A 22358-nucleotide genomic window follows, 5' to 3' on the forward strand; every position below is an offset into this window, starting at 1 on the left:
CGGCAGTGGCCTGACCGGGCGGTACGACTATGGCTATGGCTACGGCTTGACGGAGCGGTAGTAGCGCCGCGCGCCCTCGTTGAGCTGGAGCGGGTCCGTGAAGAGTGCCGTGCGCAGGTCCACCAGCTGGGCCGCGTGCACCTCGGCGCCGATGTGGTCACGGCTGTCGATCACCGTACGGGTCAGCTGCTCGGTCAGCCCCGGGTCGGCGCGGTCCGTGGTGACGAGCAGGTTCGCGACCGCCAGCGTGGACACGGCGTCGCCCTCCTGGGCCGCCGGATAGGCGTCCGCGGGCATCACGGACCCCCGGTAGTAGCGCGAGGCGCCCCCCTGCGCGTGCAGGGCGTCCACGAGGTTCCCGAGGGGGACGAACCGGATGTCGAACCGCTCCGACAGCAGCCGTACGGACGTCGTCGGCAGGCCGCCGGACCAGAAGAACGCGTCTATGTCGTCGTTCTCCAGCTTGCCGGGCATCGTGTCGATACCGATCGACACGGGGTCGATGTCCTTGGTGACGTCGAGGCCCGCCGCCTTCAGGACCCGGTCGGCGATCAGCCGTACCCCGGAGCCGACCTGGCCCACGGCCACCCGCTTGCCCTTCAGGTCGGCGGCCGACTGCACGTCCGACGAGCGCGGTACGACGAGCTGCACATAGTCGTCGTAGAGCCGGGCGCAGCCGCGCAGACGGTCCGCGCCCTCCTTGTCGTCGAGACGGTACTTCTCCACCGCGTCGGCGGCGGCGATGGTGAAGTCGGCCTCGCCCGTGGCGACCCGCTGGACGTTCTGCTGCGAGCCCTCGCTGCTGGTCAGCCGCACCTTGAGGCGGGGCAGATCGCGCGCGAGTGCGGCCTCCAGGAGCTTGCCGTAGCGCTCGTACACGCCGGAGCGCACTCCCGTGCTGAAGGTGACGGTGCCGCCCGGGGTGTTCTTCTCCAGCGGGTACAGCCACCACGCCAGCAGCCCGAGCGCGACGAGCCCGGCGACCGCGCCCTGGAGGGCGCGCCGCCTGCCGATGCGGGGGAGCGGGGGGACCATGCGGGCGATCCTGCCAGTTCGGACACCGGCCTGGCCAGGGTCGGCGGGGGACCGACGGGGTACGGGTACCGACCAGGGGTGCGTACGGGTGCGGGAACTCCGGCGCGGGGCGCGGGAACTCCGGTGCGCCGTGGGGCGTTCACCAAGCAGCCGCCTCCACCACCTGCCGTGCGATTTCCTCCACCGACCGGCCGTCCGTCCCGATGCATACGGTCCCTGCGGGTGCCCGCTCGTCCAGGTGCCCCTTCATCCGCAGGCTCCGCTCGATGTGCGCGATCAACTGGGAACCGATCTCGCGCCGGGCGAGCCGTTCCCGGACGGTCGACTCCTCGGCCGTGAGGAGGATGTACGTGGTCCTGATCGTGCAGTCGCGCATGGCCCGTCGGATCATCTCTCCCTCCAGGACGCTCACCGTGTTGGTGTAGATCAGCCGGCGCTGTCCCAGGGCCGTGTAGTTGGCCCAGATCGCCGAGAGGTTCCGTTCCGTGATCGCGGTGCGGTGCGGGTCGTCGGCGGGTGCCGGATGGATCTGGTCCAGGAAGTCGCCCTCGACCAGACAGTGCGCGGTGTCCGCCGCCTGCAACAGCTCGGACACCTCCCAGGCCACGCTCGTCTTTCCGACCCCGGAGCCGCCCCCGATGAGCAGCAGTTCACAAGTCGACATGGCTCGCCACCCTGACAGGGCCGGGACACGACGGCATCCGCATTCTCGGCGGCCCCGGGGGTGAACGGCCCGTCGGATGCATGGGGTTGGATGACCGCGTGACCGTTCATGAGGTGGCCCGGCTGCTGCCGGCGATATCCGTCGTACGGGACGTGAGCCGTGCGATGGCGATGGCGGAGGCGATCCTGTGCCCGGACTGGGCGGACCGCCACTACTCGTTCGACGCGCACTGGTCCGACGGCGAGGAGATGGCGTCGATGAGCGACGGCTCCGGCGACGAGTACGCCGTCGTCCTGTCGGCCGCGAGCGCCTACGTCCGGGGGTTCGCGCACGAGTCGTGGATGAGCCCCTATGCGTACGACGGGCCGTGGCCGGGCGTCCTCGACGACGTGCCCGACGTGTTCCGGCCGTGCGTGGAGGACCCGGCGTTCTGCGACGAGGACGGGGTGCCGGTGGTGACGGCCTGCCTGTGGCGGCAGGCCGCGGACGGCCACTGGAGTGCGGGGACGATCGAGTTCCCGGAGGGCCGGGACGACCCCGACGGTGCGCTGGGGCTCTTCCGCCTCCTCGTCGCCGGCACACCGGAGGCGTACCGGGACTTCGCCGAGGACTACTACGAGGTCCCCGTGCCGCTGCCGGCGATCCGCGACCTCTACGCGCTGCGCCCGCTGACGGGCGACCTGGTCGCGGCGCTGAACCCGGCGCTCACGCCCGCGGATCTGACCGGCGACGCCACCGTCATCGGCTATCCGACGGCCGTACATACGGACCGCTGAACCGGCCCCCACCGGACCGCCGAACGGCCCCCGCCTGACCGCTGAACGGCCCCCCACGCGCGCGGGACGCCGTTCCGCACGATCAGTCCGTTGCCGGGCCGGGTGCGAAGATCAGCGGCCAGTCCTCGACGGCGTTGATCGCGGCGACGACGTCCTCGTCCGTGTCCGACGGCTTCGCGAACCACACCGCGACCCCCTCGTCCGGCCCGAGGGGGACCGCCTGGCCGACGGGCGTCCGTACCCGCAGCAGCCGGTGCGCCCTCTGGTCGAGCGAGGACGTCTCCGGGAACGGGGTCAGGTCCAGATCCTTCAGCGGATACGCCATCACGTCCGCCGTCAACACGTCACCCTCGCGCGCGTACTCGATCCATCCGTCGGTCGCGACGATGTACAGCACGCCGTCGCCCTCGTAGCCGTAGCCGCCGAGCGCGAGGATCGCCTGTTCGCCGGCCGCATCCGGTTCGTCCAGGACAAGGACGAGCTGGTGTGCGCCGTCCGTCGCGTCGATCCGGTCGGTGATGATGGCTCGTGTCATGGCGGCACAGTACGGGGGCGGACATATTGCCGTGCGGCGGGTCCCGTGGTGGTGGTTGGCTGGCGCGGTGACCGACCGGACGCCCGCCGACCCCACACCCGCGGATCTGACCCCCACGGACCCGACGCCCGCCGAAGAGTTCGCCGCGTTCCTCGCCAGGATCCGCGCCGATCCGCGGGTCGCCGGCGCGGTCCTCAGCGGCTCCCGGGCCCGCGAGGGTGCCGCCACGCCGCACTCCGACTACGACGTGTACCTGGTGGCCGCCGACGGCGCCGAACCGTCGCTCACCGGGGAGGTCCGGCGCGACGCCCGGCTCGATGTGTCGGTCCTGCCCCTGCGGGACTTCCGTACGCACGCGCTGCCCGGCTCCGGCACGGAGTGGAACCGGTACGCCTTCTGCCACGCCGAGGTACTGAAGGACACCCCTGACGGCCTTGTCGCGGACCTGGTGCTCGCCAAGTCACGCCTCGCACCCGACGAGGCCGCGCAGCGGGCGCCCGAGATTCTCGACGCCTTCCTGAACAGCGTCTACCGGGCGCTGAAGAACGACCGGAACGGCGACGCCACGGCGACCCGGCTGGACGCCGCCGAGGCGCTGCCCTTCCACCTCGGTTACGTTTTCGCGCTCCACGCGCGCGTGCGGCCGTACAACAAGTACCTGGGCTGGGAGCTGCGCCACCACCCCCTGAGCCGCCCCGAGTGGGCCCACGACCACCTGCTGCCGCTGCTGGAGCGGGCGCTGTCCCCGTCGCCCGCCCCCGCCCTGCGGCAGCTCTTCGACGAGCTGGAGCCGCACGCCCGCGCCGCCGGACACGGCCCTGTGCTGGACTCCTGGGGCGACGATCTGCTGCTCATGCGGGGCAGCGGTGACCCGCCGCCGGCGCGCGCCGTGTCGTAGCCTTCCGGTATGGCTGAGTCCGAGCACCGCGTGATCGTGGAAGAGGGCCGGATCACTACGCCGAGGGTCGTGCTGCGCCGCTGGACGCCGGACGACGCCGAGGCCGCCCTGGAGATCTACGGCTCCGACGAGGTGGCGCGATGGCTCGCACCCGCGATGGAACGGGTGCCTGACGTCACCGCCATGCGCGACGTCATCGGCGGTTGGATCGCGAGCAGCAGCCACCTGGAGCCGCCCCAGGGCCGCTGGGCGATCGAGCGGCGTGACACGGGCGAGCTGATCGGCGGGGTGGCCCTGCTGACGCTGCCGCCGGTGCACGTCGACCTGGAGATCGGCTGGCAGCTGGCCCGCGGTGCCTGGGGCCAGGGGCTCGCCGCCGAGTCGGGGCACGCGGTGGCGCACTACGCCTTCGAGTCCGGCGCGTCTGAACTGTTCGCGGTGGTACGCCCCCGTAACGAACGCGGCGCGTCCACGGCGCGGCGCGTGGGGATGGAGTGGGTCGGCGAGACGGAGAAGTACTACGGCCTCCGCCTTCAGGTGTACCGCCTCCGCCGAGGAGAACTGGACCTTCCGCGTCCCCCTTCCTGACACCCACCGCCGCCCGTCCCCGGGTCAGCCGCCCGCTCCCGTACCGCCACCCCCGGCAGCACTCCCGGACGCATTCCCGGACGCACCCCCGAAGGCGCCCCCAGTCGCCCCCGCCAGCGCCCGCTGCCGCGCCAGCTCCACCGCTTCCGACAGTGACGCGATGTCGTACGCGCCCCGGTGCCGGCGGCCGTTGACGAAGAACGTAGGTGTGCCCGACACATCGCTCAGGTCGGCCGAGTCCACGTCCTCGGCCACCCGTCGCGCGCCCCGGTGCCGGCGCAGGTCCCGGCGGAAGGTCTCCTCGTCCAGGCCGAGTTCGCGCGCGTAGCGCAGCAGATCGGTGACGGCGAGCGCGTCCTGGTGCGCCAGGAGCATGTCGTGCATCTCCCAGAACGCGCCCTGTTCGGCCGCCGCCTCGGCCGCCTCCGCCGCGAGCTGCGCGCGCGGGTGGACGTCGTTGAGCGGGAGATGCCGCCACACATAGCGCAGGTCCCCGAAGTCGGCCAGCAGCTCCCGGACGACGGGTTCCGCCTGCCCGCAGTACGTGCATTCGAAATCCCCGTACTCGACCACCGTCACCGGCGCCTCGTCCGGGCCGCGCACACGGTCGTGCCGGGGGTCGACGGCCACCGCCAGATCCGTCAGGGGCTCAGCGGTCCCCAGCAGCGCGCGGGCCCGCCGCGCGGCCGGCAGCAGCCCGATGGCGCCGGACACCGCCCACGCGGCGGCGTAGGCCCCGGGCAGCGTCGCCAGGATGCCGATCCGGGCCTCGTTCAGGTCCGTGCCCGTGAACGCCAGCGACGCGATGAGCAGCGACACCGTGAACGCGGCACCGGCCACCGCCCCGCCCGCGGTCACCGCGCCCCAGCCGACGTTCGGGCGCAGCCGCCCCCGCGTGGCCGCCCGCGCCGCCGCCATGGAACCCACGATGCCGACGATCTTCCCGAGCACGCTGCCGCACAGGATGCCCAGCGTGATCGGCGAGGTGAAGGCGTCGGCCAACTCCCGTGCCCCCAGCGGGATGCCCGCGTTGGCCAGCGCGAACAGGGGGACGACGACGAAGCTGACCCAGGGCAGAAAGCGCTGCTCCAGGCGTTCGTTCGGCGAGATCGCCGAGGTCAGCCCCTGGACCGCCGACCGCTGAAGCTCGGCGGTCGGCTGCTCGCGGAACAGCCGGAACAGCCCGCTCGCCCGCTCCAGGTCCCCGCGCGGCGGCGGATAGGCGATCACCAGTGCGCCCACCGCCAGCCCCGTCACCACCGGGTCGACCCCGGACTCCAGCAGCGCCACCCAGACGACCAGGGACAAAAGCGCGCACGCCCCGCCGCTGCGGACGCCCAGCAGCCGCAGCGCCACGATCAGCGCCAGGACGCCGAGGGCGACGAAGAGGGCCGTGAGATGGATCTCGGTGCTGTAGAAGACCGCGATGACGACGAGCGCGACCAGGTCGTCGACCACCGAGATCGACAGCATGAAGGCGCGCAGCGACGCGGGCAGCCGCCTGCCGAAGAGCGCCAGGATGCCCAGGGCGAACGCCGTGTCCGTGGACATGGCCGTGCCCCAGCCGTGCACCGAACCACGGCCCGCGTTGAAGCCGAGGTAGATCACGACCGGCACGACCATGCTGCTCAGGCCCGCGATCAGCGACAGGACCACCCAGCGCCGGTCCCGCAGCTCGCCCATGTCGAACTCCCGGCGGGCCTCCAGGCCGACGACGAGGAAGAACAACGCCATCAGGCCGCTGTTGATCCACTCGTGCAGGTTCAGCGAGAGGCCGTAGGAACCGAGGTGCACGGACAGATGCGTGTTCCAGAGTTCTTCGTACGAGTGGAGGTCGACGTTCGCCCAGATCAGGGCGGCGGCGACGGCCACCAGGAGCAGGGCGGCGCTGCCCGCCTCCGTTCGCGCGAAGGTGCGCCAGCGGGCCACCGTGACGGCCGTCAGGGGCAGGCCGGACCCGGCCGGCTCCTTCGCTGACCCGTTCACGTCCCCGCCGACCGACGCCCTCCGCGCGCGTGGGGGTCAGCCGCGCGTGGCGGCGGCGAGGTCGGCGCGCAGTTCGTCGGCGCCGGCGGGCTTGCCCGGGTCGTTCGCCAGGTCCTGCGGGTTGCGCGCGTACGGCATCACATAGGCGGGCCGGTCGCGTTCGAAACGCCAGCTGTCCGCGAGGCTTCCGGCGTCCACCGCGTCGTATCCGAGCAGGTCGAGCAGGTGGGTGGCGGACGCCTTGGCGGCGTCGTCGTCACCCGCGATGGGGAGGGCCGAACGCTCGGGCGCCCCGGTGGGCCGTGCGAGTGCGGCGAGATGCTTGAAGAAGATGTTGTTGAACGCCTTGACGACCTTGGCGTCCGGGAGGTGGCGTTGGATCAGCTCGCTGGTGGTGGTCTCACCCGCGTCGAGCGCGGGGACGGAGCCGTCGCGCTGCGGGTAGTAGTTGATCGTGTCCAGGACGATCTTCCCGGTCAGCGGCTCCGCGGGCACCTGGCGGTAGTTCTTGAGCGGGATGGTCACCACGACCCAGTCCCCGGCCACCGCCGCCTCGGGCGCGGTCGCCGCCCGCGCCTTCGGCCCGAGTCCGGCCACCAGATCGGCCAGGGAGTCCGGCCCCCGGGAGTTGCTGAGGACCACGTCCAGTCCGGCGGCGACACCGAGCCGCGCCAGAGTGCCGCCGATGTTTCCGCTGCCGATCAGCCCAAGAGTGCTCATAGCAGCATTAAACCGGATATATGAATGCCGTACTCGTCGGCCACGGGGCAGTTCCGGGGCCGGAGGCGGTGAAAGGACCGCCTACCCTGGTGGCATGAGCGGGAGCGACCGGAGTCAGGCAGTGGACGGATCGACGACGTACGAGGGATCGAAGACGTACGAGGTGCGCACCTACGGGTGCCAGATGAACGTCCACGATTCCGAGCGGCTGTCCGGCCTGCTGGAGGGCGCGGGGTACGTGCGCGCGCCCGAGGGGTCCGACGGGGACGCGGACGTCGTCGTCTTCAACACCTGCGCGGTCCGTGAGAACGCCGACAACCGCCTCTACGGCAACCTCGGCCGGCTCGCCCCGATGAAGACCAAGCGGCCCGGCATGCAGATCGCCGTCGGCGGCTGCCTCGCGCAGAAGGACCGCGACACCATCGTCCGCCGCGCCCCCTGGGTCGACGTCGTCTTCGGTACGCACAACATCGGCAAGCTCCCGGTCCTCCTGGAGCGCGCCCGCGTCCAGGAAGAGGCCCAGGTCGAGATCGCGGAGTCCCTCGAAGCGTTCCCCTCGACCCTGCCCACCCGCCGGGAGAGCGCGTACGCCGCCTGGGTGTCGATCTCCGTCGGCTGCAACAACACCTGCACGTTCTGCATCGTGCCCGCGCTGCGCGGCAAGGAGAAGGACCGCAGGACCGGCGACATCCTCGCCGAGATCGAGGCCCTGGTCGCTGAGGGCGTCTCCGAGATCACCCTGCTCGGGCAGAACGTCAACGCCTACGGCTCGGACATTGGCGACCGCGAGGCGTTCGGCAAGCTCCTGCGCGCGTGCGGCGCGATCGACGGCCTGGAGCGCGTCCGCTTCACCTCGCCGCACCCGCGTGACTTCACCGACGACGTGATCGCCGCGATGGCCGAGACGCCGAACGTGATGCCGCAGCTCCACATGCCGCTCCAGTCCGGTTCCGACACCGTCCTGAAGGCCATGCGCCGCTCCTACCGCCAGGAGCGTTACCTCGGAATCATCGACAAGGTGCGCGCCGCCATCCCGCACGCGGCCCTCACCACCGACATCATCGTGGGCTTCCCCGGCGAGACCGAGGAGGACTTCGAAGAGACCCTCCACGTCGTCCGCGAGGCCCGCTTCGCGCAGGCGTTCACGTTCCAGTACTCCAAGCGCCCCGGTACGCCGGCCGCCGAGATGGCGGACCAGATCCCCAAGGACGTCGTCCAGGCGCGGTACGAGCGCCTGGTCGCCCTCCAGGAGGAGATCTCCTGGGAGGAGAACAAGCGGCAGGTCGGCCGCACCCTGGACCTCATGGTCGCGGAGGGTGAAGGCCGCAAGGACGGCGCCACGCACCGCCTCTCCGGCCGCGCACCCGACAACCGTCTCGTGCACTTCACCAAGCCCGACGAGGACGTGCGCCCCGGCGATGTCGTGACCGTCGAGATCACCTACGCCGCGCCGCACCACCTCCTCGCCGAGGGCCCCACGCTGAAGGTGCGCCGCACGCGCGCGGGGGACGCCTGGGAGAAGCGCAACGCCCAGGAGACCGCCAAGCCGGCCGGCGTGATGCTGGGACTGCCGAAGATCGGCGTGCCGGAGCCGCTGCCCGTGGCGACAGGCGGAGCCTGCGGCTGCGACTGACCGTGCGCCGGGGCGGGAAGGAGACCGTCATGGCGTACAGCGTGGAGTTCACGGAGCGCGCGGCACGGGTGCGGGACAGCCTGCCCCACGAGCGCCGCGCCGTCCTGGAACGCGGCCTCGCCATCCTGGTCACCGAACCCCGCCACAAGCTGTCGCATGCCGTCGGCGGCGACGAGTCCACGCGCGAGATCGCCCTCTCCCGCAGCCTCGTCGTGGAGTACGTCATCAGCGACGGCAAACTGGTCGTCCTGCTCGTGACGGTGATCGACCTGACGGACGTCCTGATCGAGGAGTGACCCGCCCTCACCCGGGGCCGTCCCCGCGCGCGGGGGTTACCCTGCGGATCATGCTTGTTGCCGCCGCTGTCTGTCCCTGTCCTCCGCTGCTCGTACCCGAGGTCGCCGTGGGCGCCGCCCCCGAACTCGACGGGCTGCGCGCGGCATGCGACGAGGCGGTGCGTACGGTGCTCGCGGCCCGCCCCGAAGTGATCGTCGTGGTCGGCCCCGGCGAGACTTCCGGAACCGGGGTCGTGCCGTACGCGCAGGGCGCCCCGGGCACCTTCCGTCCGTACGGCGTGGCTCTGGACGTGTCCCTGGGTCTGCCCCCCGACGTGACCGTGGGCGATGCGGGCCCCGAGGCCCCCGGTGACCGCCTCCCGCTCTCCCTGGCCGTGGGCGCCTGGCTCCTCGACCGCGCGGGCCTTCAGGGGCCCGTACGCGGCCTCCAGGTGCCCGACGACGCGGACCCCGCCGCCAACGCCGCGACGGGCGCCGAGCTGGCCCGGCTCGCGGACCGCGTGGGCCTGCTGGTCATGGGCGACGGCAGCGCCTGCCGCGGCGTCAAGGCGCCCGGCTATCTCGATGAGCGGGCGGCGGATGTCGACGCACGGATCGCCGCCGCGCTCGGGGGAGCCGGTGCCGGTAGCGGTGTGGACGTCGGTGCGCGTGCCGGTGCCGGTGCTGGCGCTGGCGCTGATGCGGGTGCGGGCTCGGGGGGCTTTCTCGCCGAGTTGGACGCCGCCCTCGCGCGCGAGCTGATGATTTCCGGCCGCTCGCCCTGGCAGGTCCTCGGGGGAGCGTCGGCGGGCGATCTGACCGGGCGCCTGCTGTACGACGAGGCGCCGTACGGGGTGGGGTACTTCGTCGCGTCCTGGGCGTAGCCCGACGGACGGCGCCGCCGCCCCGACGAACGCCGACGGCCGCGAAACGGTGGGTCCGTTTCGCGGCCGTCGTGGGGTCGCCGGGGCGGCGGCGCCGTCCGGTCCGGTGCGTCAGGCCGCCGGAGGCGTCGGCGGTGCCGTCGGGGGATCGGTCGAGGTACTGCCCGGCTCCTTGCCCGCGAGGCGGTCCAGGGCGCCCTTCGCCTTGTCCGTGCCCGAGTGGATCTTCTCGCTGTACTTGCCCTTGGTCTTGTCGTCGACCACCTTGGCGGCCCGGTCCAGACCGTGGTCGATCTTTCCTCCGTGCTGCTGGGCAAGGTCCGAGACCTTGTCCTTGGCGGGCGCGAGCTTGGCTTTCAGCGTGTCCAGGAAGCTCATGGTTCCCCTTCCCTCGCGGGGTCGTGCCTCGCGGGAACCGGTCCCGCGAAGGACCTACTTGCGGACGCTCTCGCCGGCCTCGTTGTCGGCGGCGGCGTCCACGGACTGCTGCTTGGGGATCTCCACGGACTCCACCGCGGCCGTGGCGCCCCCGGCGGCGGCCTCGGCCGGCTCCGGTCCGGAATCCGTCGCCGCACCCGCCGAACCCTCGGCCGGTGCGACGTCCGTGCCGGTGCCGGACGAGACCTTCGCCTCCTCCGAGGCACCCTCTGCCACCGCGGTGGTGCCGGACTCCTCGACGGCGGACGCCCCGGCGGCAGCTCCCTCGGCGCCCGTCCCCTCGGGGCCGGATCCCTCAGCGGTCGACGCTTCCTCCGCACCCTTCGACCTACGGAGAAAACGCTCAAAGATACCCATAACCACTCCATATCCTACTCGTGTGGGCGAAATCCCGCGCTGCCCGGTGCGTCCCATTGCGTCGACCGGGCCACCGGCTCTCGAAACCGCGGCCGGAACCTCGCAACTGGCAACGACCCCGCGCGTACGGCGTCACGTAACTCGTTCGGGAAGACCTCTGAGGTTTGCGAGACTGGTGCGGTGAGCAGTGAAGCCCCCGCCCCGCGGGTCATCGCAGTCGTCGGGCCGACCGCGGCCGGAAAGTCCGATCTGGGCGTGTTCCTCGCCCGGGAACTCGGCGGCGAGGTCGTCAACGCCGACTCGATGCAGCTCTACCGGGGGATGGACATCGGCACCGCCAAGCTGACGCCCGAGGAACGCGGCGGCATCCCGCACCACCTCCTCGACATCTGGGACGTGACCGTCACCGCGAGCGTCGCCGAGTACCAGCGCCTCGCGCGTGGGGAGATCGACCGGCTGCTCGCCGAGGGCCGCTGGCCCGTCCTCGTCGGCGGCTCCGGCCTGTACGTACGCGGGGCCATCGACCATCTGGAGTTCCCCGGCACCGACCCGGCCGTACGGGCCCGGCTTGAGGACGAACTCACCCTGCGCGGCTCCGGAGCGCTGCACGCACGCCTTGCCGCCGCCGACCCGGAGGCGGGCCGGGCCATCCTGCCGAGCAATGGCCGCCGTATCGTGCGCGCTCTTGAGGTCATCGAGATCACGGGCAGGCCCTTCACCGCCAACCTTCCCGGTCACGACTCCGTCTACGACACCGTGCAGATAGGCGTCGACGTGGCCCGCTCCGAACTCGACGAACGCATCACCACGCGCGTGGACCGCATGTGGGACGCCGGACTCGTCGACGAGGTGCGCGCGCTTCAGACCCGCGGACTGCGGGACGGACGCACCGCGTCGCGCGCGCTCGGCTACCAGCAGGTGCTCTCCGCGCTCGCGGGCGAGTGCACCGAGGAGGAGGCGCGCGCGGAGACCGTGCGGGCCACCAAACGCTTCGCCCGCCGCCAGGACTCGTGGTTCCGGCGCGACCCGCGCGTGCACTGGCTCAGCGGCGCGGAGGGGGACCGCGGGGAACTCCCGGCACGCGCCCTGTCGTTGCTCGAACGACCGGTCACAGCCTGATCACGTGATGGCATCGGGACGCTCCGGCCGTCATCGGGGCCCTCGGCGCCGTGCCATCATCGACCCACGATCGACCAGTGAAGTCCGGAGTGGGAGGGCGCGTGGCGATGGAGGCCGGCCCTCAGAACACCGCACCAGGCGGCAGGCAGCACACCGCGCGCGGTGATGCCGACCGCTCGGCGGACACCGCGGACGGACTCAGCTCCGACGGGCCCGACGCGACGCCCGACCGTGTCGCCGACGACGGCCCCGGGCCCGACGAGATGGACCCGCAGACCGAGGTCGAGGTCGAGCTGCGGCCCCAGCGCCGGCTGCGGATCTGGCAGCTCGCGCCGATCGTGGCGCTCGCCGCGGGCGGCTCGCTGATGTTCGCGTTCCCGCTGGCGTTCGAGTTCGGCGACGGCGGTGCCATCGTCGCCATGCTCGGCCTGCTGATCTGCTCCTGCGCGGCCGGCTGGGGCATGATGGCCGCCCGCCGCGTCGGACACACCTGGCCGGGGCTGCCGCAGCGCGGATCCGGCCGCCGCCCGGACTGGCGGGTCGTCCTCGCGTACGTCCTCGTGGTCGGCGCCGTCACCGTGCTCGCCGTGTGGCGCGTCGCCCGCCTGCGCTGAGCCCACCGTCACGCTCCGCGATCCCGCAGCCCCGCCGTTCCGCCTGCTGTCGTACCCACCCCGTACGATCGAGGAATGAGCCACCGGATCGCCTTCCTCAAGGGGCACGGGACCGAGAACGACTTCGTGATCCTCCCCGACCCCGAGAACGCCTTGGAACTGTCCCCGGCCGCCGTCGCCGCCCTGTGCGACCGCCGCGCGGGCATCGGCGGCGACGGCCTGCTGCGCGTCGTGCGGTCCGCCGCGCACCCGGAGGCCAGGGCGATGGCGGACCGGGCCGAATGGTTCATGGACTACCGCAACAGCGACGGCTCGATCGCCGAGATGTGCGGCAACGGCGTGCGGGTCTTCGCCCGCTACCTCCAGCGCGCGGGACACGTCACCGAGGGAGACCTCGCCGTCGCCACCCGGGGCGGCGTCAAGAGCGTGCACATCGCCAAGCCGGTCCCGAACAGCGGTTCCCCCGAAGGCGACATCACCGTCGGCATGGGCAAGGCCCTGCTGCCGGAAGGCGACATCACAGTGAGCGTCGGCGAACTGACCTGGCCCGCGCGGAACGTGAACATGGGCAACCCGCACGCGGTCGCCTTCGTGGACGACCTGGCACAGGCCGGAAACCTCCTGTCGCCGCCCCCGGTCAGCCCGGCGACGGCGTATCCGCACGGTGTGAACGTCGAGTTCGTCGTCGACCGCGCCCCGCGCCATGTCGCGCTGCGGGTGCACGAGCGGGGCTCCGGCGAGACGCGCTCGTGCGGCACGGGCGCGTGCGCGGTGGCCGTCGCGGCGGCCCGCAGGGACGGCCTCGACCCGGGCCGCACCGGCACCCCGGTGACGTACACCGTGGACGTCCCCGGTGGCCGACTGACCGTCACCGAGCGGCCCGACGGCGAGATCGAGATGTCCGGGCCCGCCGTGATCGTGGCCGAGGGCGAGATCGACACGCTGTGGCTGGAAACCGTCAGCAAGCGTGCGTAACCCTAAACCCTTGATCGTTCCCTCGAATGGGTGATCCGTTTCACGCTCGGCGGGAGGCGGTCATGGGCGCGTGGTGGGCTCGGTAGCATCAAGCACCGGCCCGGACGGGAGTCCACTCGTCCTCCTTCAGAGCTGAACGCCTGGAGGCACCCGCTCCGTTCCGCCGGTCGACGCAGCCGGAGGTGCCCATGAGTGCGGAGGCCACAAACCCTGCGATGCCCGGCCCCACGACGCCCGGAGCCCACCGCAGACGCGCCCGCCCCCGTATCGACCTGCGGCGACTCGGCCGGGCCGCCCTCCTCGGGCCGGCCGCGCGGGACCGGCTGCCCGACGCCATCGGCCATGTCGTGGAGGCCCATCGGGCCCACCACCCCGACGCCGCTCTCGACCCGCTGCACCGCGCGTACGTCCTCGCCGAGTCCTCGCACCGCGGACAGATGCGCAAGAGCGGCGAACCGTACATCACGCACCCCCTCGCCGTGACCCTGATCCTCGCCGAACTCGGCGCCGAGACCACGACGTTGACCGCCTCGCTGCTCCACGACACCGTCGAGGACACCGAGGTGACGCTCGATCAGGTACGGGACGAGTTCGGCGACGAGGTCTGCTTCCTGGTCGACGGCGTCACCAAACTGGAGAAGGTCGACTACGGCGCCGCCGCCGAACCCGAGACCTTCCGCAAGATGCTCGTCGCCACCGGCAACGATGTCCGCGTCATGTCGATCAAACTCGCCGACCGGCTGCACAACATGCGCACCCTCGGCGTGATGCGCCCCGAGAAGCAGGAACGCATCGCCAAGGTCACCCGCGACGTGCTCATCCCGCTCGCCGAACGGCTCGGCGTCCAGGCGCTCAAGACCGAACTCGAAGACCTCGTCTTCGCGATCCTCCACCCCGAGGAGTACGCACACACCAGCCGGCTCATCTCCGACGACGCCACGCGCGCGCAGAGCCCCCTCGCCGACACCGCCGAAGCGATGCGCGCGGTGCTGCGCGACGCCGGCATCGCCGCCGAAGTCGTCATCAGGCCACGGCACTTCGTCTCCGTGCACCGCGTCTGCCGCAAACGCGGGGAGCTGCGCGGAGTCGACTTCGGGCGGCTCCTCGTCCTCGTCCAGGAGGACGCCGACTGCTACGCCGTCCTGGGCGAACTGCACACCTGTTTCACCCCGGTGGTCTCGGAGTTCAAGGACTTCATCGCCGTCCCCAAGTTCAACCTGTACCAGTCGCTGCACACCGCGGTCGCGCGCACGGACGGCTCCGTGGCCGAAGTCCTCATCCGTACACACCAGATGCACAAGGTCGCCGAAGCGGGCGTCGTCGCCCTCGGCAATCCGTACGCCCCGGGCGCCGACGACCCCCTGGACGGCGAGCGCGCCGACCCCACCCGGCCCGGCTGGCTGTCACGGCTCCTCGACTGGCAGCGCGCGGCGCCCGACTCCGACACGTTCTGGTCGACCCTCCGCGAAGACCTCGCCCAGGACCGCGAGGTCACCGTCTACCGGCCCGACGGCGGCACCCTGGGGCTGCCCGCGGGCGCCAGCTGCGTCGACGCGGCCTACGCGCAGTACGGCGAGGACGCGCACGCCTGCATGGGCGCGCGCGTCAACGGCCGCCTGGCCACGCTCAGTACGGTCCTGCACGACGGCGACACCGTGCAGCTCCTCATGGGCCAGGACGCCGGGTCGGGCCCCTCCAAGGAGTGGCTCGACCACGCCAGGACACCCGCCGCGCGGATCGCCATCGGCCGCTGGCTCGCCGCCCACCCCGAGGACACCCAGACGCCCGAGACGGCGCCCAGGGCCCCCGTCCCGGCGCCCGCGGTACGTCCGGCCGCCGCGGGGGCCGTCGTCGACCGGCAGGGCGCCTCCGTACGTCTGGCGGGCTGCTGCACACCCGTGCCGCCGGACGCCGTCACCGCCTTCGCGGTACGCGGCGGCGTCGTCACCGTGCACCGCGTGGAGTGCTCGGCGGTGGTGCGGATGAAGAGCGCGGGGCGCGCCGAGGTCGGTGTGCGCTGGGGGGACACCTCCGAGTACCGGGTCACCCTGGTCGCCGAGTCGTTCGGCCGCCCGCGTCTCCTCGCCGACCTCACCGAGGCCATCGCCCAGGAAGGCGTCGCGATCGTCTCGGCGACCGTCGAGCCGCCCACCCAGCAACAGGTCCGGCACACCTACACCCTCCAACTCCCCGACGCCGCCCGCCTTCCCGCCCTGATGCGCGCCATGCGCAATGTCGCCGGTGTCTACGACGTGAACCGCGCCCAGTACTCGGCGACGGCAGCCCCCATGCGAAGCTGACGGATCGTCACCCGTACGCGGCCGGCGGGGCCGTCACTCACACGTCCCGCACCTGTCGTGCTCCACGCGTGCGTTGTCAGCCGTCGTGCCGTACGCGCGCGTGCGGGGCGTCGGACGATCTCGTTCGGGTGGGCGCGGCGCGCGCCGTCACGGTGTGGTGCGTGCGCGCTGATAGCGGTAGTTCATGCTGCTCTTCGCCCGCTCCCGGGCCCCACGACCGTCACGACCCGCGGGCCCCAAGGCTCCCCGCACCAGAGGCGTCCTGCTCGCCCTCGCGACGAGCGTGACACTCGTCGCCGCGAGCGCCCCCTCGCCGGCCACACCGCTCGGGGTGGGGGACCGCCTGTTCCCGCACCTCGGCAACCCCGGATACGACGTGACGTCGTACGACCTGTCCTTCACCTACCCCGGCGTCAACGACAAGGCGATGGCGGCCGTCACCGTCATCGAAGCGCGCGCGACCGCGCGCCTGGAGAGCCTCAACCTCGACTTCTCGCACGGCAAGGTCGGCTCCGTCGACGTCAACGGCGCTCCCGCGCGCTTCACCACCGCCGACGAGGACCTGGTCGTCACGCCCTCGCGGCCCGTGCCCGTCGGCGGACGTCTGCGGATCGTCGTCCGGCACACCAGCGACCCCGTGCCGGCCAAGGACACCGACCCGGGCTGGGTGCAGACCAAGGACGGGCTGGTCATGGCCAACCAGGCCGACGCCGCGCACCGCGTCTTCCCGTGCAACGACCACCCGTCCGACAAGGCCGACTTCACCTTCCGTATCACCACCCCCAAGGGCCTCACCGCCGTCGCCAACGGGCTGTCCGCCGGCACCGAACGCCGGGCGGACACCACCACGTGGACGTACCGCACCCGGCACCCCATGGCCACCGAGCTGGCCCAGGTGTCCATCGGCAAGTCCACCGTCGTGCACCGCGAGGGACCGCAGGGGCTGCCCCTGCGGGACGTCGTGCCGACCAAGGACCGCAAGATCCTTGAACCGTGGCTGCGCAAGACACCGGACCAGATCGCCTGGATGGAGGGGAAGGTCGGCCGGTACCCCTTCGAGACGTACGGGCTGGTCATCGCGGAGGCGCGTACCGGGTTCGAGTTGGAGACGCAGACGCTCTCGCTGTTCGAGCGCGAGCTGTTCGTCCGGCCCGAGTACCCCTCCTGGTACATCGACTCGATCATGGTGCACGAACTGTCCCACCAGTGGTTCGGCGACAGCGTCAGCCCCCGCACCTGGTCCGACCTCTGGCTCAACGAGGGGCACGCCACCTGGTACGAGGCCACCTACGCCGACGAGAAGGGCCACTACAAGCTCGACACCCGCATGAAGGACGCCTACGGCCGGTCGGACGCCTGGCGGGCCGCCGGAGGACCGCCCGCCCACCCCAAGGGGCCCGAGCCCGGCCAGAAGATCAGCATCTTCCGCCCGGTCGTCTACGACGGCAGCGCCCTCGTCCTCTACGCGCTGCGCCAGGAGATCGGCCGCCCGGCGTTCGAACGGCTGGAACGCGCGTGGGTGCGCACCTACCGTGACGGCACCGCCACGACCGGCGACTTCGTCGACCTCGCCTCCGCCACCGCCGGGCGCGATCTCAGCGGGTTCTTCGACGCGTGGCTGTACGGGGCGAAGACGCCGGCGATGCCGGGCCACCCGGACTGGAAGCAGCAACCGCCGCCCGCCAGGCAGCAGCCCCCCGCCCAGCAGCAGCCGTCCGCGAAGTAGCGGCCGGAAACCCACGGCACGGCGGCCCGGAAACCTGGCCCGGCGTGGTCGGAAAACCCTGATGACGAGACGGGCCGTGCCGTGCGACCATCGTCAGGTCGACGGCGCGGCCGACCCGGAATCCGGGACGGCACCGGGCGGTACGGGATCCCGTGACGGGGAATCCTGTGAGTGCCCCGAACGTTGTCGGAGTGTCGGGTCAGCGCCCGGCACGGCGGGCCGCGCGCCCGCCACCCCCGCAGTCCCCATCGACGTAAGGATCCAATGACCTCCTCTTCTTCCCCTTCCCAGGATGCGCAGAGCTTCGCTCAGAACTACCCCGAAGGTCTTCGGGCCGATGCCCTGATGGAAGAGGACGTCGCCTGGAGCCACGAGATCGACGGGGAGCGGGACGGTGACCAGTACGACCGCTCCGACCGTGCGGCCCTGCGCCGCGTCGCGGGACTCTCCACCGAACTGGAGGACGTCACCGAGGTCGAGTACCGGCAGCTCCGTCTGGAGCGCGTCGTACTCGTCGGGGTGTGGACATCGGGGACCGCGCAGGACGCGGACAACTCGCTGGCCGAGCTGGCCGCACTCGCGGAGACCGCCGGCGCCCTCGTCCTCGACGGTGTCATCCAGCGCCGCGACAAGGCCGACCCGGCGACCTACATCGGTTCCGGCAAGGCCCGTGAGCTGCTCGACATCGTGCTGGAGACCGGCGCCGACACCGTCATCTGCGACGGTGAACTCTCCCCGGGCCAGCTCATCCACCTCGAAGACGTCGTCAAGGTCAAGGTCATCGACCGTACGGCCCTGATCCTCGACATCTTCGCCCAGCACGCCAAGTCCCGAGAGGGCAAGGCGCAGGTCGCACTCGCGCAGATGCAGTACATGCTGCCGCGGCTGCGCGGCTGGGGTCAGTCGCTGTCCCGTCAGATGGGCGGCGGCAAGGGCGGCGGCCTCGCCACCCGTGGTCCCGGTGAGACCAAGATCGAGACGGACCGCCGCCGGATCCGCGAGAAGATGGCCAAGATGCGCCGTGAGATCGCGGACATGAAGACGGGCCGCGAGATCAAGCGCCAGGAGCGGCGCCGTAACAAGGTGCCGTCGGTGGCGATCGCCGGGTACACGAACGCGGGCAAGTCGTCCCTGCTCAACAGGCTCACGGGCGCGGGTGTCCTGGTGGAGAACTCCCTGTTCGCCACCCTTGACCCGACCGTGCGCCGGGCCGAGACCCCGAGCGGGCGGCTGTACACGCTGGCCGACACCGTCGGATTCGTCCGGCATCTCCCGCACCACCTCGTCGAGGCGTTCCGCTCCACGATGGAGGAGGTCGGCAACTCCGACCTCATCCTGCATGTGGTGGACGGCGCACATCCGGCGCCGGAGGAGCAGCTCGCCGCCGTGCGCGAGGTCATCCGCGACGTGGGCGCCGTCAAGGTGCCCGAGATCGTGGTGATCAACAAGGCGGACGCGGCCGATCCGCTCGTACTCCAGCGGCTGCTGCGCGTCGAGAAGCACTCGATCGCCGTGTCCGCGCGGACCGGAGCGGGCATCGACGAGTTGCTGGCGCTCATCGACACCGAGCTGCCCCGCCCCTCGGTCGAGATCGAGGCGCTGGTGCCGTACACCGAGGGCCGCCTGGTCGCCCGTGCCCACAGCGACGGCGAGGTGATCTCCGAGGAGCACACCCCGGAGGGCACCCTGCTGAAGGCCAGGGTCCACGAGGAACTGGCGGCGGATCTCGCACCGTACACACCGGCGGTGACGATCCCGGCGGCGCTGGCCTGACCGACGCCACCGGGCCGGGACCGCCCCCGGCACAGCAGACGGCGGTGGCCCGCTCCCTCCAGGTGAATTCCCGAGGGAGCGGGCCACCGCCGTCGCAGCTTCAGCCGCCGGTCACGGGCCAAGGGCTACGGGCTACGCGCTAAGGGCCCAGGGCGCTACTGGCTGCCGTACTTCTCGCTCATCATGTCGAACAGCTGCTCGGCCCCCGTGCCCAGCTGCGGGCCCGCGAGCCAGGTGTTCTGGGCCGGGCCGATCGACGTGTTCGAGACCAGGACGGTCTTGCCGTTCAGCACCCGGAACCAGCCGCCACCGGACGAACCGCCCGTCATGGTGCAGCCGATGCGGTACATCGTCGGCTCACTCGGGTCCACCGTCAGACGGCCCGGCTTGTCGAGGCACTTGTTCATCTGGAGACCGTTGAACGGCGGCGCGGCCGGGTAGCCCCAGGCGCCCATGCTGCTCACCGACGGCACGGACGGGGTCGAGAAGTCGACGTCCAGTGCGGCGCCGACCGTCTCCTCCAGGGACTTGGTGCCCTGCTGCGGCTTCACATGCAGCACCGCGTAGTCGTACGGAGCGCCCGCGCCGCCCGACGAGGCGCCTTCGGCGATCCACTCGTTGGAGGTCGCGACCCAGTCCGCCCAGTACTGGCCGTAGGGCGCGATCTCCTGCGGAGCGGCGGTGGAAAGCTCCGCCTCGGACTTGCCGAGGTCGTTGTAGGACGGGACGAAGGCGATGTTGCGGTACCAGCCGCCGCCCGTGCCCGCGTGCACACAGTGGCCCGCCGTCCACACCAGGTTGGACTTGCCCGGGTTACGCGGGTCCTTGACCACCGTGCCCGAACAGACCATCGAGCCCTCGGGGGAGTCGAAGAAGACCTTCCCGACAGGGGCGGCGTTCTTGTGGTACGGCGTCTTCTCCGGCTCGGCCCGTACCGGCGCGGGCTCCGGGTCGGTGACGCCCTGGTCGTTCAGCGCGTCCTTCGCGGTGATCGTCTTGTTCGGCTCCTTCGCCGACTGCATGCGCTCGGGCTTCCACAGGCCCTCGATGACCGGGTTGACGAAGTCCTTGGCCTCGCGCAGCCACTTGTCCTTGTCCCAGTCCTTCCAGCCGCCGTCCTTCCACTGGTCGACGTCGATCCCGTGCTCCTTGAGCCGGTCGGCGAGGTCGGCGGGCAGTTCGATGCCGCCCGACCCCTGGTCCTTGCCCTTGTCGGTGCCCTGCGAGGCGGTCGACTCGGACGCGCCGCCCGCCTTGTCGTCACTCGAACCGCAGGCGGTGGCGGTGAGCGCGAGCGCCGCGACCAGACCGGTGGCGGCGACGGTACGAATGGAACGCATGGTGCTGTGACCCCCGTGAGAACGAATGTGTGTCATGTGAGATGGGTCGTACGGGATGTGGTGTGTGGGTGTGGTGGGTGTGGTGTGTGTCATGTGCTTGTCAGGTGGGGAGGCGGCTCACCGCCGTGGCGGCGGGGGGTGGTGAGGATGTCCGGCCCCGCCGCCACGGTCCTACGTCACCGAAGGCCCGGTCGCCACCGGAAGCCCGGCCACTGCCGGAAGTCCGGCCACTGCCGGAGGCCCGGTCACTGCCCGGCGAACTTCTCGCTCACCGCGTCGTACACGCCCTTGGCCTCCTCGCCCAGGTGCGGCCCCGCCAGCCAGCCGGCGGTCACCGGGCCGATCGACGTGTTCGACACCAGCGCCGGCTTGCCGTCGGACCCCTGCGCGACCCAGCCGCCGCCGGACGAACCGCCCGTCATCGTGCACCCGATGCGGTACATCGTCGGATCCGACTCGGTCAGGGACAGACGTCCCGGCTTGTCGGGGCACTGGTACAGCTTCTGCCCGTCGAACGGTGACGCCGCCGGGTAGCCCGTGGCCGTCATCGTCGCGATGTTCGCGACGGCGGGTGCGTTGAAGTCGACCGGCAGGGCCGTACCCACCGTCTCCTCAAGGGACTTGCCGTCGCCGCCCTTCTCCGGCGTCACATGCAGCACCGCGAAGTCGTACGGCGCGCCCTGACCGCCCGTCGGACCGCCCTGCTCGATCCACTGCTCCGACGTCTGCGCCCAGTCGGACCACCAGACCCCGTAGGGAGCGACCTCCTCGCGCGGCGCGTTCTGCAGGTCCGCCGCCGACTTGCCGCTGTTGTTGTACGAGGGAACGAAGGCGATGTTCCGGTACCAGCCGCCGCTCTTGCCCGCGTGTACGCAGTGGCCGGCGGTCCACACCATGTTCGACTTGCCCGGGTTCGCCGGGTCCTTGACCACGGTCGCCGAGCAGACCATCGACCCCTCGGGCCCGTCGAAGAAGACCTTCCCGGCCTCCGCCGCGTTGCTGTGGTACGGAGTCCCGACGGGCTTCGCGTCCACCGGATCCGGGGTCGGATCGGTCACGCCCTGGTCACCGGAGATGTCGTTGTCGTCGACGCCGCCTTGCTCGGGGTCGTCCGCGTCCCGCATACGGTCCGGGTCCCAGAGCCCGGCGATGATCGGGTTGACGAAGTCCTGCGCCTCGCGCAGCCACTTGTCCTTGTCCCAGTCCTTCCAGGCGCCGTCCTTCCACTTGTCCAGATCGATCCCGTGCTCCTTGAGCCGGTCCTTGATGTCGTCCGGGATCTTGATCTTGCCGTCGTCCGCCTGGGATGCGGTCGAGGTCGGCTCACCGCCGGCGTTGTCGTCGCCAGGGCCGCAGGCCGTGGCGGTCAGCGCGAGTACCGCGCCGAGGGCGACGGCCGCGGCCACCGGCGTTCTGCCGCGCGCGCTCCCCCCACGGCGGGCGGTGAAGAGCGGGCGTATGGATCGCATGGTGTGACTCCCCCTGGCTTCGGGTGCTCTGTTCTGCCGTACGGCGTGCTTCCGCCGTAGAGCGTGGTACCGCCGTAGAGCGTGGTTCTGCCGTACGGCGTGCTGCCGTTGAGCGAGGGTGGTCCGACGGCCTGTCGCCGCCCGGTCCGGTCCCGCTGAACGGCCCCCCACACTATGCCGGAGCCGTCGGCGACCGCCCACGGAACGGCAACGGTTCCGTTACAGGCTGTCTGACCTGGGAGTTGTCCTGGAA

The 22358-nt window shown here is 71.6% G+C and carries 21 protein-coding genes; 12 read left to right on the forward strand and 9 right to left on the reverse strand.

The window, feature by feature from the left end; translation table 11 throughout:
* Positions 1 to 39: 39 nt before the first annotated feature.
* Positions 40 to 1035, reverse strand: a complete 996-nt coding sequence (locus ACIQNU_RS24315; RefSeq protein ID WP_401370054.1) for a TAXI family TRAP transporter solute-binding subunit — start codon at positions 1033 to 1035, stop codon at positions 40 to 42.
* Positions 1036 to 1174: 139 nt separating this feature from the next.
* Positions 1175 to 1699 (reverse strand): AAA family ATPase, encoded by a 525-nt coding sequence (locus ACIQNU_RS24320; RefSeq protein ID WP_401370057.1) that lies wholly within the window; start codon positions 1697 to 1699, stop codon positions 1175 to 1177.
* Between the two features lie 80 nt (positions 1700 to 1779).
* Here ACIQNU_RS24320 and ACIQNU_RS24325 point away from each other — a divergent pair, with 80 nt between their 5' ends.
* On the forward strand, positions 1780 to 2475 hold the full coding sequence (locus ACIQNU_RS24325; protein WP_401370058.1) for a hypothetical protein: 696 nt from the start codon (positions 1780 to 1782) through the stop codon (positions 2473 to 2475).
* A gap of 82 nt (positions 2476 to 2557) precedes the next feature.
* Here the strand turns inward: ACIQNU_RS24325 and ACIQNU_RS24330 are convergent, their stop codons facing one another.
* A complete protein-coding gene (locus ACIQNU_RS24330; protein WP_401370061.1) occupies positions 2558 to 3010 on the reverse strand; it encodes a hypothetical protein in 453 nt (150 codons plus the stop codon).
* 67 nt (positions 3011 to 3077) lie between these two features.
* Between ACIQNU_RS24330 and ACIQNU_RS24335 the strand changes: the two genes are divergently transcribed.
* Complete coding sequence (locus ACIQNU_RS24335; protein WP_401370062.1) at positions 3078 to 3908, forward strand: hypothetical protein; 831 nt, start codon at positions 3078 to 3080, stop codon at positions 3906 to 3908.
* 9 nt (positions 3909 to 3917) lie between these two features.
* Positions 3918 to 4496 (forward strand): GNAT family N-acetyltransferase, encoded by a 579-nt coding sequence (locus ACIQNU_RS24340; RefSeq protein WP_401370065.1) that lies wholly within the window; start codon positions 3918 to 3920, stop codon positions 4494 to 4496.
* A 24-nt stretch (positions 4497 to 4520) separates the two neighbouring features.
* Here ACIQNU_RS24340 and nhaA read toward each other — a convergent pair whose 3' ends face one another.
* Complete coding sequence (gene nhaA / locus ACIQNU_RS24345) at positions 4521 to 6482, reverse strand: Na+/H+ antiporter NhaA (protein ID WP_401370067.1); 1962 nt, start codon at positions 6480 to 6482, stop codon at positions 4521 to 4523.
* A gap of 36 nt (positions 6483 to 6518) precedes the next feature.
* The gene (locus tag ACIQNU_RS24350) at positions 6519 to 7202 is read right to left on the reverse strand and encodes an NADPH-dependent F420 reductase (RefSeq protein WP_401370068.1); all 684 of its coding nucleotides are present in this window, start codon (positions 7200 to 7202) and stop codon (positions 6519 to 6521) included.
* Positions 7203 to 7296: 94 nt separating this feature from the next.
* Between ACIQNU_RS24350 and miaB the strand changes: the two genes are divergently transcribed.
* Genes miaB through ACIQNU_RS24365 form a run of 3 tightly spaced genes read left to right on the forward strand, consistent with a single transcriptional unit; the run spans position 7297 to position 9994 of the window.
* Positions 7297 to 8835: a tRNA (N6-isopentenyl adenosine(37)-C2)-methylthiotransferase MiaB gene (gene miaB / locus ACIQNU_RS24355; RefSeq protein ID WP_401370071.1), complete on the forward strand. Its 1539-nt coding sequence runs from the start codon at positions 7297 to 7299 to the stop codon at positions 8833 to 8835.
* Positions 8836 to 8864: 29 nt separating this feature from the next.
* A complete protein-coding gene (locus ACIQNU_RS24360; protein WP_401370072.1) occupies positions 8865 to 9131 on the forward strand; it encodes a hypothetical protein in 267 nt (88 codons plus the stop codon).
* Between the two features lie 50 nt (positions 9132 to 9181).
* Positions 9182 to 9994, forward strand: a complete 813-nt coding sequence (locus ACIQNU_RS24365) for a class III extradiol dioxygenase subunit B-like domain-containing protein (protein ID WP_401370075.1) — start codon at positions 9182 to 9184, stop codon at positions 9992 to 9994.
* Positions 9995 to 10105: 111 nt separating this feature from the next.
* On the opposite strand, the gene ACIQNU_RS24370 is transcribed toward ACIQNU_RS24365, so the two are convergent.
* Both ACIQNU_RS24370 and ACIQNU_RS24375 read right to left on the reverse strand, forming a co-directional pair.
* Positions 10106 to 10372 (reverse strand): antitoxin, encoded by a 267-nt coding sequence (locus ACIQNU_RS24370; RefSeq protein WP_401370078.1) that lies wholly within the window; start codon positions 10370 to 10372, stop codon positions 10106 to 10108.
* A 54-nt stretch (positions 10373 to 10426) separates the two neighbouring features.
* Positions 10427 to 10789, reverse strand: a complete 363-nt coding sequence (locus tag ACIQNU_RS24375; protein ID WP_401370081.1) for a hypothetical protein — start codon at positions 10787 to 10789, stop codon at positions 10427 to 10429.
* 180 nt (positions 10790 to 10969) lie between these two features.
* On the opposite strand from ACIQNU_RS24375, the gene miaA reads away from it, so the two are divergent.
* From miaA to hflX, 6 genes are all read left to right on the forward strand, one after another.
* A complete protein-coding gene (miaA, locus tag ACIQNU_RS24380; protein ID WP_401370083.1) occupies positions 10970 to 11908 on the forward strand; it encodes a tRNA (adenosine(37)-N6)-dimethylallyltransferase MiaA in 939 nt (312 codons plus the stop codon).
* Positions 11909 to 12015: 107 nt separating this feature from the next.
* The gene (locus ACIQNU_RS24385; protein ID WP_401370525.1) at positions 12016 to 12522 is read left to right on the forward strand and encodes a hypothetical protein; all 507 of its coding nucleotides are present in this window, start codon (positions 12016 to 12018) and stop codon (positions 12520 to 12522) included.
* Between the two features lie 75 nt (positions 12523 to 12597).
* A complete protein-coding gene (gene dapF / locus ACIQNU_RS24390; RefSeq protein ID WP_401370086.1) occupies positions 12598 to 13497 on the forward strand; it encodes a diaminopimelate epimerase in 900 nt (299 codons plus the stop codon).
* A gap of 188 nt (positions 13498 to 13685) precedes the next feature.
* Positions 13686 to 15797: a RelA/SpoT family protein gene (locus ACIQNU_RS24395; RefSeq protein WP_401370088.1), complete on the forward strand. Its 2112-nt coding sequence runs from the start codon at positions 13686 to 13688 to the stop codon at positions 15795 to 15797.
* A 184-nt stretch (positions 15798 to 15981) separates the two neighbouring features.
* Positions 15982 to 17523, forward strand: coding sequence for a M1 family metallopeptidase (locus ACIQNU_RS24400; RefSeq protein WP_401370091.1), 1542 nt, complete (start codon positions 15982 to 15984; stop codon positions 17521 to 17523).
* Positions 17524 to 17787: 264 nt separating this feature from the next.
* On the forward strand, positions 17788 to 19296 hold the full coding sequence (gene hflX, locus ACIQNU_RS24405; protein WP_401370094.1) for a GTPase HflX: 1509 nt from the start codon (positions 17788 to 17790) through the stop codon (positions 19294 to 19296).
* A 155-nt stretch (positions 19297 to 19451) separates the two neighbouring features.
* On the opposite strand, the gene ACIQNU_RS24410 is transcribed toward hflX, so the two are convergent.
* Together ACIQNU_RS24410 and ACIQNU_RS24415 are read right to left on the reverse strand one after the other, a co-directional pair.
* On the reverse strand, positions 19452 to 20636 hold the full coding sequence (locus ACIQNU_RS24410) for a trypsin-like serine peptidase (protein ID WP_401370097.1): 1185 nt from the start codon (positions 20634 to 20636) through the stop codon (positions 19452 to 19454).
* Positions 20637 to 20881: 245 nt separating this feature from the next.
* Positions 20882 to 22105 carry a trypsin-like serine peptidase gene (locus ACIQNU_RS24415; protein ID WP_401370099.1) on the reverse strand — a complete coding sequence of 408 codons (1224 nt, stop codon included), beginning with the start codon at positions 22103 to 22105 and terminating at the stop codon, positions 20882 to 20884.
* Positions 22106 to 22358: the final 253 nt, after the last annotated feature.

The organism is Streptomyces sp. NPDC091292, assembly GCF_044757265.1.
Taxonomy (GTDB): Bacteria; Actinomycetota; Actinomycetes; order Streptomycetales; family Streptomycetaceae; genus Streptomyces.

Bases quoted from the DNA above. Each gene is read 5' to 3' on its own strand.
- ACIQNU_RS24315 (WP_401370054.1), bottom strand. From the start codon at position 1,035: ATGGTCCCCCCGCTCCCCCGCATCGGCAGGCGGCGCGCCCTCCAGGGC.
- ACIQNU_RS24320 (WP_401370057.1), bottom strand. From the start codon at position 1,699: ATGTCGACTTGTGAACTGCTGCTCATCGGGGGCGGCTCCGGGGTCGGA.
- ACIQNU_RS24325 (WP_401370058.1), top strand. From the start codon at position 1,780: ATGGGGTTGGATGACCGCGTGACCGTTCATGAGGTGGCCCGGCTGCTG.
- ACIQNU_RS24330 (WP_401370061.1), bottom strand. From the start codon at position 3,010: ATGACACGAGCCATCATCACCGACCGGATCGACGCGACGGACGGCGCA.
- ACIQNU_RS24340 (WP_401370065.1), top strand. From the start codon at position 3,918: ATGGCTGAGTCCGAGCACCGCGTGATCGTGGAAGAGGGCCGGATCACT.
- ACIQNU_RS24350 (WP_401370068.1), bottom strand. From the start codon at position 7,202: ATGAGCACTCTTGGGCTGATCGGCAGCGGAAACATCGGCGGCACTCTG.
- miaB (WP_401370071.1), top strand. From the start codon at position 7,297: ATGAGCGGGAGCGACCGGAGTCAGGCAGTGGACGGATCGACGACGTAC.
- ACIQNU_RS24360 (WP_401370072.1), top strand. From the start codon at position 8,865: ATGGCGTACAGCGTGGAGTTCACGGAGCGCGCGGCACGGGTGCGGGAC.
- ACIQNU_RS24365 (WP_401370075.1), top strand. From the start codon at position 9,182: ATGCTTGTTGCCGCCGCTGTCTGTCCCTGTCCTCCGCTGCTCGTACCC.
- ACIQNU_RS24370 (WP_401370078.1), bottom strand. From the start codon at position 10,372: ATGAGCTTCCTGGACACGCTGAAAGCCAAGCTCGCGCCCGCCAAGGAC.
- ACIQNU_RS24375 (WP_401370081.1), bottom strand. From the start codon at position 10,789: ATGGGTATCTTTGAGCGTTTTCTCCGTAGGTCGAAGGGTGCGGAGGAA.
- ACIQNU_RS24385 (WP_401370525.1), top strand. From the start codon at position 12,016: ATGGAGGCCGGCCCTCAGAACACCGCACCAGGCGGCAGGCAGCACACC.
- dapF (WP_401370086.1), top strand. From the start codon at position 12,598: ATGAGCCACCGGATCGCCTTCCTCAAGGGGCACGGGACCGAGAACGAC.
- ACIQNU_RS24395 (WP_401370088.1), top strand. From the start codon at position 13,686: ATGAGTGCGGAGGCCACAAACCCTGCGATGCCCGGCCCCACGACGCCC.
- ACIQNU_RS24400 (WP_401370091.1), top strand. From the start codon at position 15,982: ATGCTGCTCTTCGCCCGCTCCCGGGCCCCACGACCGTCACGACCCGCG.
- hflX (WP_401370094.1), top strand. From the start codon at position 17,788: ATGACCTCCTCTTCTTCCCCTTCCCAGGATGCGCAGAGCTTCGCTCAG.
- ACIQNU_RS24410 (WP_401370097.1), bottom strand. From the start codon at position 20,636: ATGCGTTCCATTCGTACCGTCGCCGCCACCGGTCTGGTCGCGGCGCTC.
- ACIQNU_RS24415 (WP_401370099.1), bottom strand. From the start codon at position 22,105: ATGCGATCCATACGCCCGCTCTTCACCGCCCGCCGTGGGGGGAGCGCG.